General features: G+C 36.0%; 9 protein-coding genes. 5 read left to right on the top strand and 4 right to left on the bottom strand.

What is annotated here, in order from left to right:
* Positions 1–100: 100 nt before the first annotated feature.
* The 4 genes from HHU12_RS04225 to HHU12_RS04210 form a co-directional block, all read right to left on the bottom strand.
* Positions 101–1,069, bottom strand: coding sequence for a helix-turn-helix domain-containing protein (locus HHU12_RS04225; protein ID WP_169655314.1), 969 nt, complete (start codon positions 1,067–1,069; stop codon positions 101–103).
* 370 nt (positions 1,070–1,439) lie between these two features.
* Positions 1,440–2,234 carry an acyl-CoA desaturase gene (locus HHU12_RS04220; RefSeq protein ID WP_169655312.1) on the bottom strand — a complete coding sequence of 265 codons (795 nt, stop codon included), beginning with the start codon at positions 2,232–2,234 and terminating at the stop codon, positions 1,440–1,442.
* Between the two features lie 182 nt (positions 2,235–2,416).
* Entirely contained in the window at positions 2,417–5,611 is a 3,195-nt protein-coding gene (locus tag HHU12_RS04215; protein ID WP_169655310.1) for a glycosyltransferase family 117 protein, read from the bottom strand.
* Between the two features lie 121 nt (positions 5,612–5,732).
* Positions 5,733–6,362, bottom strand: coding sequence for an HAD family hydrolase (locus tag HHU12_RS04210; RefSeq protein WP_169655309.1), 630 nt, complete (start codon positions 6,360–6,362; stop codon positions 5,733–5,735).
* Between the two features lie 95 nt (positions 6,363–6,457).
* Between HHU12_RS04210 and HHU12_RS04205 the strand changes: the two genes are divergently transcribed.
* From HHU12_RS04205 to HHU12_RS04185, 5 genes are all read left to right on the top strand, one after another.
* Positions 6,458–8,065, top strand: a complete 1,608-nt coding sequence (locus tag HHU12_RS04205) for a mechanosensitive ion channel family protein (protein ID WP_169655308.1) — start codon at positions 6,458–6,460, stop codon at positions 8,063–8,065.
* Positions 8,066–8,167: 102 nt separating this feature from the next.
* The gene (locus tag HHU12_RS04200; protein ID WP_169655307.1) at positions 8,168–9,787 is read left to right on the top strand and encodes a mechanosensitive ion channel family protein; all 1,620 of its coding nucleotides are present in this window, start codon (positions 8,168–8,170) and stop codon (positions 9,785–9,787) included.
* A gap of 3 nt (positions 9,788–9,790) precedes the next feature.
* Entirely contained in the window at positions 9,791–13,489 is a 3,699-nt protein-coding gene (locus tag HHU12_RS04195; protein WP_169655306.1) for a PAS domain-containing hybrid sensor histidine kinase/response regulator, read from the top strand.
* A 194-nt stretch (positions 13,490–13,683) separates the two neighbouring features.
* Complete coding sequence (locus HHU12_RS04190; protein WP_169655305.1) at positions 13,684–14,103, top strand: hypothetical protein; 420 nt, start codon at positions 13,684–13,686, stop codon at positions 14,101–14,103.
* A 43-nt stretch (positions 14,104–14,146) separates the two neighbouring features.
* A complete protein-coding gene (locus HHU12_RS04185; protein WP_169655304.1) occupies positions 14,147–14,737 on the top strand; it encodes a penicillin-binding protein activator LpoB in 591 nt (196 codons plus the stop codon).
* The last annotated feature ends 22 nt before the right edge of the window (positions 14,738–14,759 follow it).

The following is a 14,759-nucleotide window of genomic DNA, read 5'->3' as shown; positions in this document are numbered from 1 at the left end:
CAAAATATCGGCAAACCCCATTTGAATTAAGAGGGAAGAATTAAGAATGAAGAGGTGGTGCTTATCTTACCTCATACCTCTTCCCTCTTACCTCTTACCTCTATTGAAGTGTTCCTCTTATTGAGGACGGTGCATAGCCAAAGTGTTTTTTAAAAGTTCTACTCAGGTGCCCTACATGACTGTAGCCTAAATCGTCAGCTATTTCAGTGAGACTTTTATCGGAGTACTTTACTTGTCGGTAAGTTTCTTCGGTTCTGTGTTGATTGAAATATTGCAGAATAGGGAGTTGATAAACTGCCTTGAAGTTTCTATTTAATTTAGAAATACTCATTCCCAACTCAAAGCTTAGATCATTAAGATTGGGTGGTTCTGTAAAATCAGATAATATTTTATCTTTTAGTAAAACCATACTACTAAAGTCTTCAGGGTGTATTTTAATATTGGATTTCGTCATTTCTCCTTTTTCCATCTTCTCTTTTAGTGCACCCAAAATATCCAAGGCTCTAGAGAAGTAGGAGAATTTCCTTTTGGTCTTATTACTACTAGCTTTCACTAATTCATTAACGTATCCCTCTATTTTAGGAGTGAGCGTAAAATAATGAAACCAATCTCCTTTTTCACTTAGTAATTCCTTGAATTTAGAATCACCTCCTTCATCAAAAAACTCAAACGCCTCTAGTGGAAAGCGAATAGTAACCCACTGACAGCTGATCTGAAAAGGGTATTCTATATTAAATAATTGATTGGCGTTGTAAAGAAATATACCATCGTGATTGAATCGTCTAAACTTATCTTTCTTTGAATAAGAACCAGAATACCCAATTCTAAGAATCACAAAATTTCTATCCTTATTCGGAACATTAGAATAGATAAGCTGTGTATTACTGTGTAATTGTAAATGAGCCACATACATTCCTTCCATATATTCAAAGGAAGTAATTTTCAATTTCATATCATCACTATCAACAGACATCTCTATTCCGTCCCATGTTCCATTAAAATCTTCTGCTATTCTCTCATAGCTCTCATGAGGGGCGTCTTCATTAGATATGATTGTGTATTTCTTCATTTTCAAAAACAGTTAAATCTGGCTCTATTTATTATAAAATGATAAACGGGAAAGGTGTAAATTTTCAAAAAAAAATCTCTTATTCCCTAGCATCATTTTTCAATTTGACGATTTTATGCAAATGTTTTACCGAATTGTGTAATTCTTTGAGGAATTAAAGTTGGACTTTTGTAGGGTAGCAAATCACAAAAAGGTAAAGCAATATAATCACGTAAAGATTATTTTCATATCAATTTTATTAGGTATAAAACTCTTTCGAGTCTTTTAAATTCTAGCTTCTCCTCCTTTTAAGCTTAAGGAGGATATAAAAAAAGAGTCATCTTCTGTTTAGAAAATGACTCTTTCATTTTTATATCAATTCAGATTTTAATTAACCTGCCACTGCTGTTTTCTTGCCAACAGAAGTAGTTTTCTTGTCTGAGTTTTGTTTCAATTTAATCACACCTACTTTGTCCAATACTACAATGATCAGATAAGTCGGGTCGATTTCGTGCCAGCGAATACCTCCAAAGTTTGCTCTTGAACCTCTCGCGTGGTGATTGTTATGGTAAGATTCTCCCATCATTAAGAAGTCAAAAGGAAGGAAGTTCGTAGAAGTATCATTTACTTCAAAGTTTCTATAACCATAAATATGTGCAAACCAATTGATGATTGCTCCGTGAACTGGAGACATCAAAAAGTGAATAGGTAGTAGCAAAAAGATAAACGGTGATAAATCATAAGTTGTATAACAGTAAACATAAACTGCTACATAAAATAACCCCCATCCTATTCTACTTACCCAGTTACTTGCAAATTTATCAAATGAATGCCACTCGGGAACATTCTTTGTGAATTTAGGGTCTACTACCACTTTACCTTTGCAAATATCCGTGTAGATATTTTTTGTCTGCCACATCATAGCAAACAACGTTGGTGAGTACTTTGGAGAATGCGGATCTTCTTCGGTGTCTGCAAAAGCATGATGCATACGGTGCATAATACCATATCCATACGCGCTTAAGTAATTAGATCCTTGAAAGATATAGGTTAAAACAAAGAATATTTTTTCTGTTGTTTTGGACATCGTAAACATGGCATGTGCCGCGTAACGATGCAGGAAAAAAGTTTGGAAGAACAGCGAACTGTACCAATGAAATATAAAAAATGCGATAATGATATACATATGAAAGATATTGAAGTCAATAATTATCTTATCTCAAAAGCTACAACAGTTCATGTAAATCATTTGTGACAGTTTTATTAAATATTTTTTAATATTTATCAAAAAAGGCTGAATTTCAGGCAAAATAAAAATCCACACCTGTAAAAAACAAGTGTGGATTTTGTGTGGAAAACAAGATCAAACTATCTCGATCCCATCATATTTTCGTAAGCTGATTGGAACACTGCTCTTGATTGAGTAGCATCGTCTTTGAAAATCTGCTGTAATTGTTTCAACTGTTCTGTAGTAAGATTTCTGTAGAACAAGTCTGCAGTTATATTTTCTGAGTACGAAGGTACTTCGTTGATTACTTTTCCTGTCAACGGATCCACTTCACTGTTCTCACGCTCGCTTAGCGTATCATTCACAAGCTTCAAGTTCTGCTCAAAAATCTGAGCCAATTGTTGTAAAACAATCAAACTTCTACGAGCTACGCTTTCTGTACCTTTTCCTGTTTTAGCATAGTAATTAACATTTTCCTCGCTTCTTCTGATCAGGATATCATAGATAGCGTTGGCCTCATCCACAGCACCAAGCTTGTAATAAAGCTCCATGTATTTTGGAGAGTAGAAGCTGTAAGGAATAGTAGCATCCGGCAACATCGCCAAGATCCAGTCTAGTTTCTCTTTTGATAACTTCAACTTCGCTTCATCGTTCTTCACTAAACCATCAATATAAAGCTTCTCTGAAAGTCTGTAAACGTTATTACGAGTGTTAGCACCAAATTTTCTATACTCATCATCATAATAAACACTTTCATCCTGCATACCTCTGAAAGCAAACTTCTCAATATTTTCCAACATCACTTCAGTGTTCACCTCTCCTACTTCACCAAAAGTATTAGCTTGGATAGGAAGTAATCTATACGTCATACCTTCTAAGAACAAGTAGCCTCTTAGATCCATATTGATTGTATTAGCAGACGTGTTGTTGAAATAAATTGGACGTTCCCAGTTGTTTGTTGCAATCAGGTCTAATAAAGCCAATTCATTTTTGAAGATGTACGTTTTATCACTCTTTAATCTCCAAGCCATTTTAGGTTTTACTCTACCTTCCATACCTTTTGGAATAATACCGCTTTTCACAACTGCAGCACTGTCAACATCTAAAATAAAGACTCTAGAAAGTAGTTTTGCAGTAGTCTGACCACCTTGTAAACCTACTTGAGTGACAGGATTATTTGCTTCAACAGATGCTAAGTAAGCTTTAAGATTCACACCGTTTGCCGCTCTTTCATCTTCGACTAATGGCACGTAATCATTTTTACCTTCTCTATAATTATGACTGCTGATCGATAATGGCAGTGGTTCAGACTCATATTGCTTTTGTTTCATCTGATCCAAGTACCATCCTGTACTGAAGTAACTCAATACAGCCACACGAACGTCAGTTCTAAATTCTTCTACATTCTGTACATACCACAATGGGAATGTATCGTTGTCACCACCTGTAAATAAAATAGCATTAGGTGCACAACTTGCCAGCGTGTTTCTTGCTTGATCTACTGAGTGGAATCTATTCGAACGGTTATGTCCGCTCCATCCATTCGCACCCATTAATACAGGTACAACCATACTCAATGCAATACCTGCAATAGCACCATTTGCATTCGCTTTCTCTGATAAGAATTCGGCCAATGCCAATGCACCAAAGCCTATCCAAATGGCAAATGCATAGAAGGAGGCGGCATAAATATAATCACGCTCTCTAGGTTCTACTGGAGGTGAGTTCAGGTAAACCACAAGGGCTACACCTAGTGTCAGGAATACAATCATTACCACCCAGAAGTTTTTCTGGTCTCTCTTATAATGATAGAATACACCTAACAGACCTAATATTAATGGCAAGAAATAGAAATTCGTTCTTGCTTTATTTTTCTCTACCAACTCAGGAAGATCCTGCATATCATCCCAAGGCTTTGCATAGCCAGCATCTTTTTCATCACTTTCTCTACCTGCAAAGTTCCACATGAAATAACGTAAGTACATGTGACCAATCTGATACCTGAAGAAGTAATAAAGGTTGTTGGCAAAAGTTGGTTTCTTTCCGGCTTCAATCCCTGCCCACTCTCGATAAAGTTGTGGGTGATGTCCCGTTTTAGAGTACAAACGAGGGAACAACATCATATCTTTTGATGCATATTCAGCCTTCGTTTTGTGATCATAAACTTCGTAATAATCTTTTCCGTTGGCATTTGCTTCACGGTATTTATCTCCATCTTTTTTTGTACCTGTATGCTGTGCATCATATGTTGGTCCGTAGAAAAGAGGACGGTCACCATACTGTTCACGCTTCAAGTAAGATACATACCCTAATAGGTCATCAGGAGCGTTCTCGTTGATTGGAGTAAACTGATTTGAACGAACTAATACTAGCGTGTAACTCATATAACCGATAAGGATAAATGCGGTACCCAATAGTACATTGTTCAACGTCACCATGGCTCTATGATGAGTATAAACAATACCGTAAACCAAAGAAGCTACTAAGGCAAAGAAGAAGAACAAACCTCCTGACCCAAATGACATTCCCATTCCATTGACAAAGAATTTATCAAATACAAAGGCAATAGAAGGAAGACCTGGAATCACAATAATAATCACCCCTAAAATAATAGCACCACCAACGCCCATTGCGATAATAGTACCTTTAATTGAGATGGTATTAGGGTATTTTTTATAGTAATAAATCATGGCCAAAGCTGGTAAACAAAGTAAGTTTTCCAGATGGACACCGATTGATAAACCAATAATATAAGCAATCATGATCAGCCATCTATTTGATGCCGCATGATCTTCAATAAGTTCCCATTTCAAGATGGCCCAGAATACTAATGCTGTAATCGCTGATGACATTGCGTATACTTCAGCTTCTACCGCTGAGAACCAGAAAGTATCTGAAAAAGTGTATGCTAATGCCCCTACCGCTGCAGAGCCAAATAATAAGATCTTATCTCTTAATGTATAATCTTTTTTACTAGACTTCTTGTATTTTCCTTCAACCTCTACTTGTGAAGGCTTGATGATTTTCATACCCAGCATTACAATTGTCCAGTACAAGAACATAATTGTAAGCGCACTCATAAATGCAGATTGGAAGTTAATCCACCAAGCTACTTTGAGTACATCACCAAAAGCTAGGAAAGAAAAAAGTCTGTTGATTAGTAAGAAAAATGGTGCTCCCGGAGGGTGCGGAACCATTAGTTTGTAGGATACGGCAATGAATTCACCACAGTCCCAAAAACTGGCAGTTTCTTCCATTGTAATAGTGTAGACAGCAAGCGATATTAAAAAGAGCGCCCACCCCACTAGATTATTAATTCTCTTAAACTCGTTCATTTCGTTATGTTTTCCAATTGGCGAAATTAGGGTAAAATCTTTTTTATTGAATGAAAAGATTTAGTAACCGACTTTATTTCACCAATTATTGGTCTAGTTTTATATTTTTTAACATTAATTATTAATAAATACCTTCTGACTTTAAAAATCCAATAATATTTAGGTCTTCTAAATGATGAGCGTGTAATCCGGCTTGCTTTGCACCTTCCACATGTTGAATGGAATCATCAATAAAAAGGGTCGTCGCTTTATCTAAATTGTTTTTTGCTACCACCGTCTCAAAAATGCTTGGATGTGGCTTTCTGTCTGCCATTTCGAAAGAGTAATAAGCTTGCTCAAAAAGTTGTTTGAAATCACCGAAACCCTCTCCCATTGTATCATTAACAATCTTATTAAAAGCCTCAATATGAATTTCATTGGTATTGGAAAGCAAGAAAATTCTATATTTATCTTTCAAGGCTTTCAGCATTTCCACTCGCTCCACAGGCAAGTCTAACAGCATGGCATTCCAAGCCAAATCGATCTGCTCATCTGTAATGGGCTCATCCAATAATTCTCTGATTCCCAGACGAAACTCCTGAGATGTAATATTTCCTTTTTCATAATCATCAAACAACGAAGTCTGCTGTTTTTTTGTATAAAAAGGCTCAACAGGTTTATTTAAAATTTCGGCGAATTTTTCTAAAGTATTTTCGTATCTTAAGTTGAGAATAACACCTCCAAGGTCAAAAATTATTGCTTTGTATTCCATTTGTTATTGTCCTGAAAACTAAAAAATATATTTTTCGTTTGAATTAAAACAAAATCAGTTTTAAAATTCAATCAATATACTACTGTTTCTTAAAAATGAGTAAAATATTATTACCCTTATTATTAATAATTTCAATTCACCCCGCCACTTTACTCTTTGCACAGGAAGAGGAAGGTGAAATTCTATTGGAAAGTCATCCTAATGATCATGATTTTTATAAATTCTACATCTATGATTCGGTAGAGTATTCTCAAAGTACTCCTTACCATGCTTTGCACACACACCTTGATTTTCTGGATGAACAAAACTATCACCCCAAAACTGCCGCTAGAGTAATCCCAACAAGCGTTGGCAATCTTGATACACGTATTGAATTAGCAGAGGAACTAAAATTGATTTTTGCCGGAAAAGGTATTTATCTTAATCAGCTGGATCTTCCTTTACAAAAAGATCATGTGGAGAAAAACACAGGAAAAAAGCGTTTTATTATCAATGAAAAGCTTCCTGAAATCTACCTGATTAAAGTAGGTGAAAGGTGGAGATACTCTAGCTATTCAGCCTTGAAGATTAATAAAATTTTCAAAGAAACGTTCCCTCCTTACTCAAGAGATATTATAAAATTTGTCTCCAAAATAGAAAAAGGAAATAATTATGTTTTAGGACTCAAAGTATGGCAATGGGGAGCCTTGTTGGGCATCAGTATATTGATGTATATCGTCTATTTTGTTGTCATCCGCTTGCTCGCTTTTTTCATCAAACAGTTTTTCTCCAAAGAAGGAAACCAATACTTCATCAGTACTTTAATTTTAAAATATAAAAGACCTGTCACTATTGCCGTACTCGTATTCCTGTTCTATATTTTGATCCCACTTTTATTGCTGGACAGTACAATAGCGTTTGGATTGACAGTACTCTGTAAAGTTGTATTCGGGTTTACGGTGGTTGTGTTTATTTTCAGAACAGCAGATTTGCTAGTGCTTCAAGTCATGACCACAGGCACAAAAAAGAAGAGATGGAATATTGATGCACACCTTACGCCAGTTTTACGTTCTTCATTAAGAATTGTGGCTCTGATGATCGGCTTCTTATTCTTCTTGAAAATATTAGGATACAACATTAACAACATCGTTACAGGTATTTCGTTTGGAGGATTAATCATTGCATTTGCTGCACAAGATACTGTTAAGAATTTCATTGGTTCCATTATGCTTTTTACTGACAAACCTTTTTCTGTTGGAGACTCCATAGTGGTCAAAGGGCAATCGGGCATAGTGGAAGAAATTGGCTTCAGAACGACAAAGATCAGAACCTTCAACAATTCACTTGTGAGCTTGCCTAACAATATTGCAGCAGATAATGAGGTGGACAATATGGGTAAGAGAGAGTTTAGAAGATTCAACACCCTCTTAAGTTTAGAGTATGGAACAGATAGAAAAAATCTCAAATTGTTTATTGAAGAGGTAAGAAAAGCGATTGACAACCATCCCACAACCAGAAAAGAGGGATACCAAGTGAGGCTTTATCAATTTGCACCAAGTTCTATTGACATTTTACTTAATGTATTTTTCGAGACGGACGATTATAATATCGAATTACAATCCAGAGAAGAACTGATGTTTACAATAATGGAAATAGCTGACACAAGTAATGTTCAATTTGCTTTTCCAACTCAAACTATTCATTTAAATGAGAAAAAAGAATAAGTGGCCGGTCGAAAATCAGCATAAGTTTTATAATTTTACCGTCAAGCATAATGGAAAATGCGCTTGCTGTATTATAAAAGACCAACAAACTGCTTTTTATAAATGACTAAACAGGTATTTTTATTCTTTGTATTATTTACAATCTCTATTATTTCTTCAATCGGTCAGGAAAGTGATGAAGTTTCAAGCTATCCTGATGATCATATCTTCTATAATTTTAAAGAATTGAGTGGTGTGGAATATTCATTGAGTTCCCCTTACCATACCATGCATACTCACCTGGAAAACCTTGAAGACGATAATTATCATGAAAATGTGGCAGCACAGGCTTTTCCACAAGAACACTTTTCACTCAAAGAAAGAAAGAAGTTAGCCATAGAGTTAAAGCTGGTTTATACTCAAAAGGGAATATATCTTAATTCTCAAGACCTTCCTTTGGAGAAAAACTATATTGATCCCAAAAGCAAGACAAAACGATATAGTATCAGCCCTAGAATGCCTAACATTTACCTTGAAAAACAAAGAAATGGGCAATGGAAGTATTCTGTTTATTCGGCCAATCAAATTCATAAGTTATTTCAAGAAACCTACCCTTCAATTACTAGAAATTTGGTGGTTTACACCTCTTCCTTACAGCAAAACAAGGGGCGTTTCTTAGGTATAAAACTATGGCAATGGAGTACAATTTTGGGTGTGCTGTTATTCAGTTATCTGTTCTACGTTCTCAGCACTTGGTTCACAAAACAGATACTCCAAAGAGTATTTCTGAGACTCAAACAGGAAAAGTTTGCAAAAATAGTACTGCCGAAATTGAGACGACCAATCTCGATCACACTTTTGATGCTGCTATGGTATTATATCATTCCATTTTTATTATTGCCTAGCAATTTTGCTTATGTACTCACGCTCGTTGTAAAAGGTGTTTTTTGCTTTTATATGACAATTTTATTTGTCCATATTGCTGACTTAGCGGTCATAAGAATAAATACCTTTTCGAATAGGTCAGAAGCACTCGATGCCAATCTGGTACCTATTTTTAAAGTGATTTTTAGAATTGTTGCTCTTGCACTTGGCATTTTAGCCTCCTTATATTTATATGGTTTTGACATCACACATCTGGTAACAGGTATTTCGTTTGGTGGTGTTGCCTTAGCTTTTGCTGCCCAAGACACTATAAAGAACTTTATTGGTTCAGTAATGCTTTTTACAGATAAGCCATTTGAAGTAGGCGACTGGATTGTCGTAAAAGGTCAAGAAGGTATTGTTGAGGAAATTGGTTTCAGAACGACTCGCATTAGAACATTTGCCAATTCATTGGTAAACATTCCAAACGGTTCTATGTCGGACAGTGATATTGATAACTTAGGAAAGAGACAATACCGCAGATTTAAAACCTATCTGACTATACCATATGGAACTCCTATCGATCAGATAGAACTTTTTATTAAAGCTGTAAAAAAAGCAGTTGAGGACCATCCTACCACAAGAAAAGACTTCTATGAGGTACGATTAAACAACTTTGGTGCTAGTGCTTTGGAAATATTGTTGTATATTTTCTTTGAATGTAAAGATTGGAGCGAGGAACTTCAGGGACGTGAGTATCTTATGATAAAGATTTTGCGTATCGCTGAAAGTATGGGCATTGAGTTTGCCTTCCCTACTCAAACTATACATATTGCCAAAGAAGCCAATGATGAGGCGACCTCAACTGAGACAAATTAAAAAATGAATAATTCAGACCAAAAACCCAAAGTATCAACACCTGAACATAGTCATTTCAAAATTTTTGAAGATGCCTATCAAGCTACTGATGCTCCTACTTTTGGACTTGATGAAGTAGGAAATATTGTATTCTGGAATGATGCAATGTTGAACCTTACTGATTATTACCCAGAGGAGGCCGTTGGGAAACATTATTCTGAATTCATTGAAATATTTTATTATGAAGACACCTTTTCTATTGAAGGGCTTCTTCAAAACCTCACAGGCAAGCTGAAAGACAGAAACGGTTATGAATTGCAAGTCAGAACGGCGGGTACCCCAGTAAGTTTTGATGGTATCAACCATGTCTATCTTTCCGTACAAAACATTACCAAAGAAACCGTTCATGTACAAGAATTGGTAAAAAATAACATTCTGATGAAAGAGCTTTTCAGTTCTTCCAGAGAAATGGTGGTTGTTTTTAACCGAAAAGGAAATATCAGTTTTGCGAGTGAGCCTTTCAAAAACCTGGTCAACATGACCGATCCTCAAATCAAGAGGACTACTTTTATTAATCTGATTCCGCATTCTCACCGCACAAGGTTGCTGATCGGCCTTAAAATGGCGGAAGAATCACAGGATGAACATAAAATGGAATTGACAATAGAAAGTGAATCTCAAAAGAGAATTACGGATTGTCATATTTCATACAAGGCAGATTCCAAAGACTGTTACCGACTACACCTTTTTGATATTACAGACAAAAAGAGAAAGGAACTGGAGCAGGAAGTGAGTATTACGTTTGCGAAACTCCTTCAGGAAAACCTCAAAATTCAAGAACTTTACGAGAAGGTATACCTGGCCATGAAGCTGGTGGTAGATATGGACAGTTTCCTATTGCTGCGCCTCAAACTGTCTGGCAACGGTATGTATATTCCTTTTTATAGTACTAAAACATCAGATCTTTCAGAAAAAGAAGAAGTGCCTGCAAGTGAGTTTGCCCTTACAATGGCGAATGTTCTGAACAGACCAATGTTCATGTACAAAGAGGTGATTGAGAAATTGGCCAAACAATATCATCTGAAACTGGTCAATGTTCCTGAAATTTGGATGGGACTGCCATTGATCTCCAATAATCAGAAAATGGGGATGATTGTCGTACAATCTTTTTCAGATAGAAAAGCATTCAGCAAACCTGACCTTAATCTTTTTGACTTAGCTACTGGTATTCTTGCTGCCGCAATTATCAGAGACCAAAGTCAGCTCAAAGTGCGGGCGCAGAGAGCACAGCTGGAAGCCATTTTTGAAAGTGGAGAGCAGGCCATCTGGACTTTCAACAAGTCTGGAATGGTAACAAGATACAATCAGCAGTTTGCAGAATACATCAAGCAGTACTCCAATATAGAGCTGATGCCAGGAATGATGATGAAAAATATTATTCCTTTTGCTCCTAAATTTGTAATCAAGTGGGGAGATATCCTGAGGAGAGTTTTCGACGGTGAGACCATGAGTTTTGAATATAAATTCGATACTTTCCTCGGCACAGAACAATGGCACTCCATTTCTTTGAACCCCGTAAGAATGCAAAGTGGCGACGGTGAAATCATTCAGGAGATTGCCGGCGTGACGCAGAACATTACGCAGCGTAAGAAAATGGAAATTCATATTGCGGACAGTGAGGAACTATTCCGTAATATTTTCGAAACGCTGCAGGATGTTTATTTCAGAACTGATCTCAATGGTAATTTCACTTTAATATCACCTTCAGTAACCGATATGCTGGGCGTTGAGCAAAGTGAAATTATTGATAAGCACGTTACTGAATATTATATTTCTGAATCAGATCTTTCAAGGTTGATGAAGATTCTTGCAATAAAAGGAGCTGTAAAAAACCACGAAAGCATCGTCAGAAATAAAAAAGGTGAGGTACGCTATATCCTTTCCAACTTCAGATTGATTTATGGAAAAGATATGAAGCCTTCTGGAGTGGAAGGTCTTGCAAGAGATATCACACCAATCAAGCAGTCTGAGCACGAGTTGAGAGAAGCAAAAGACCTTGCTGAAAAATCTCTGGAAGTCAAAAGACAGTTCCTTTCTAATATGTCACATGAGATCCGTACTCCTATGAACGGTGTAATCGGTATGGTAGACTTATTAAGCACAACATCACTAAGTCAGGAACAAAGAAAATATGTATCCACCATCAAGCGTTCGTCAGAAATCCTGCTCAATATCTTAAATGATATTCTTGATTTATCGAAAATTGAAGCTGGAAAAATGGAACTTCGACCACTTCCTATCGATATAAGAGTTACGATATCAAAGTTGATTGCATTGTTCCATCAAAATGCTAAAAATAAAAATACTCAGTTAAGTTCTCATGTAGGAAATACTGTTCCACAAGTCATCCTCGCCGATGAGACTCGACTGCTGCAAATTCTCTCCAACCTTACTTCAAATGCCATTAAGTTTACTGAAGATGGCACTGTGACCATCAATGTAAATGGCGTTCAGAAGTTCAATGGTGTTTACACTCTGATGTTTGATGTGATTGATACAGGATGTGGTATTTCCAAAAATGGACAAGCACAGCTATTCAAACAATTCAGTCAGGTGGAGGATTCTTATAAACGAACAAAGGGTGGTACCGGACTTGGCTTATCTATTTCTCAAGAACTCTGTAATATGATGGACGGAGACATAGGAGTTGAATCTGAATTACAGGTAGGTAGTACTTTCTGGTTTACGATTGAGGTGAAGGAAGTCAACCATCTGCCTCCAACAAATAACAACCTGGAAAGTAAGGAGCTATTCTCTCAGAAAATCAGTAGTATCCAACCAAATGTGCTGGTGGTGGATGATAATAGTGTCAACATCATGGTGGCTGAAAGTATTCTGAAAAAAGCGGGCTGTAAAACCTCTGCAGCCAACAGCGGTTTCAAAGCTCTTGAACTATTGCAGAGCGGCAATGTTTATGATATTATTTTTATGGATATACAAATGCCGAAAATGAATGGTATGGAAACCACTCAGCGTATTCATCAGCAATTCCCTGATTTCAAAACACCAATCATTGCAATGACTGCCTTTACTTTAGTAGAGGAACAAAATGAATTTTTGAAAGCAGGTATGGATGATTTCCTACCAAAACCTATCAAAGCTTTTGACTTGCTCAACAAAGTGGAAGAGATTATGAGAGGCTCATTCAATACCACAAAAGAAGAAAAGGTTGAGACGGTTTCTAAAATAGTAGAAGAAACAAAAGATATTGAGGGATCTGAAAATGTTTCAGAAGATGCTTTTGAAGATGTAACGGAAGAAACAATAGAGGAGGAACAAGAAGAGGCTCCAAGAACTGATCAGGTTTTGGATGAACATGGCCATATAATTGTAGATTATGCTGTAACTGCTGAGTTGGCAAAATACGGTGGCATGGAAATCATTCACTTGTCATTTGAAGACTTCTTTATGGAAGGTGACGCATTGATCCATGAATTAGTAGAAGCAAAAAGTAAAAATTCAATCGATGATATAAAATCTATCATGCACACATTCAAAGGCACTGCAGCCACTCTCGGTATTATTAAACTGTCTGAAAAGGCGAAACATTCCGAACAGAAATTAAAAACAAACGATACCACAAATATGCATGAAGATGTCGATGATGTTTTTTCTTTATACAATGAAATAAAAACAGCTTACCTTAATAATTTAGGAGAATAAAATATTCTTGAATAACTTGAAGTAGTAAATAATAAAGTACCTAAGCAGAATACTGAATAAATACTCATTTTTTTTGATCAGGTACCAAAACTCAAAAAGATAAACCTTAAACGTTAATTAATGTTTCTATTGAAACCATTCAAAGACATAGAACGTTTTCGATAGAACTTGATAATAACCACACAATAATTATTATGAATACAATTAAAAAGATCATAGGTCTGTTTTCGCTATCACTTGGATTTATGATGCTATTGTCCACTGAATCAATGGCGCAAGACCTAGAGAAAAGAAAATCAATCCTAATTAGTAAAGACTGGACTATTACTGACGTAAAAAGAGAAAAACTAAGTAAACAAGAAACTTATGCTTTAGATGAAGGAAACACCCTTCATTTCTCTATAGACAAGAAGTTCGGTTTTAAAAACAATACAAACGAGTACCTTGCGGGAAAATGGATTATGGGAAGTAAAAAAGAATTGCTTCTTACTCATGGTAAAGGTGACGGCTCAAGTGATACTGCATCCTCGCGTTTTAAAATAGTAAGTATCTCAGAGACGAAAATTGTACTGAAAAAACTCGACAAACCAAAAGGAAAGTTTGTCCTTCAATAACATAGAAATCTTATCAAAAAATAATAATATCAATTAATTCAAAATGAAATTATCGAGAAATTTTACATTCGCTATTGCAATCTTTTCTTTACTTTTTGCTGGAGCATGTTCAAGATCAGTAACTCGTGTTGATCCTAACCAAACTATTGACATTAGTGGACGTTGGAATGATACAGACTCTAGACAAGTTTCTAAAGATATGATTTCAGATGTTATGAGCCGTCCTTGGTTGCCTAACTTTGAAAATGCAAATAACAAAAAGCCAGTAGTTATTGTTGGTGGAGTAATCAACAAATCTCATGAGCATATCGAAGCTGAAACTTTCATCAAAGATATCGAAAGAGAATTCATTAACTCTGGTAAAGTAAGAGTGGTTGAGAATGATCAGTTCCGTGAGCAAATCCGTGCTGAACAACAATCTCAACAAGCAAATGCTTCTGAGGAAACTCAAAAGAAAATCGCTCAAGAATTAGGTGCTGACTTCATCATGTTCGGTACGATCAATTCTACTGTTGATGAATTAGGTAAAGAAAAAGTAGTAAACTACAAAGTAAACCTTGAATTGGCAGACCTTGAATCCACTGAAAAAGTATGGATCGGTGACAAAGAAATCAAAAAATACATCAAGAACTAATTTGATGTAGCACTCATTTACC

The organism is Flammeovirga aprica JL-4, from assembly GCF_012844305.1.
Lineage (GTDB): Bacteria > Bacteroidota > Bacteroidia > Cytophagales > Flammeovirgaceae > Flammeovirga > Flammeovirga aprica.
Note: the sequence above shows the minus strand (reverse complement) of the source record. Positions and strands in the feature narration are given on the sequence as shown.

Excerpts from the sequence above, each read along its gene's own strand:
- HHU12_RS04205 (WP_169655308.1), top strand. The coding sequence starts at position 6,458 with ATGAGTAAAATATTATTACCCTTATTATTAATAATTTCAATTCACCCC.
- HHU12_RS04210 (WP_169655309.1), bottom strand. The coding sequence starts at position 6,362 with ATGGAATACAAAGCAATAATTTTTGACCTTGGAGGTGTTATTCTCAAC.
- HHU12_RS04200 (WP_169655307.1), top strand. The coding sequence starts at position 8,168 with ATGACTAAACAGGTATTTTTATTCTTTGTATTATTTACAATCTCTATT.
- HHU12_RS04185 (WP_169655304.1), top strand. The coding sequence starts at position 14,147 with ATGAAATTATCGAGAAATTTTACATTCGCTATTGCAATCTTTTCTTTA.
- HHU12_RS04190 (WP_169655305.1), top strand. The coding sequence starts at position 13,684 with ATGAATACAATTAAAAAGATCATAGGTCTGTTTTCGCTATCACTTGGA.
- HHU12_RS04215 (WP_169655310.1), bottom strand. The coding sequence starts at position 5,611 with ATGAACGAGTTTAAGAGAATTAATAATCTAGTGGGGTGGGCGCTCTTT.
- HHU12_RS04220 (WP_169655312.1), bottom strand. The coding sequence starts at position 2,234 with ATGTATATCATTATCGCATTTTTTATATTTCATTGGTACAGTTCGCTG.
- HHU12_RS04225 (WP_169655314.1), bottom strand. The coding sequence starts at position 1,069 with ATGAAGAAATACACAATCATATCTAATGAAGACGCCCCTCATGAGAGC.
- HHU12_RS04195 (WP_169655306.1), top strand. The coding sequence starts at position 9,791 with ATGAATAATTCAGACCAAAAACCCAAAGTATCAACACCTGAACATAGT.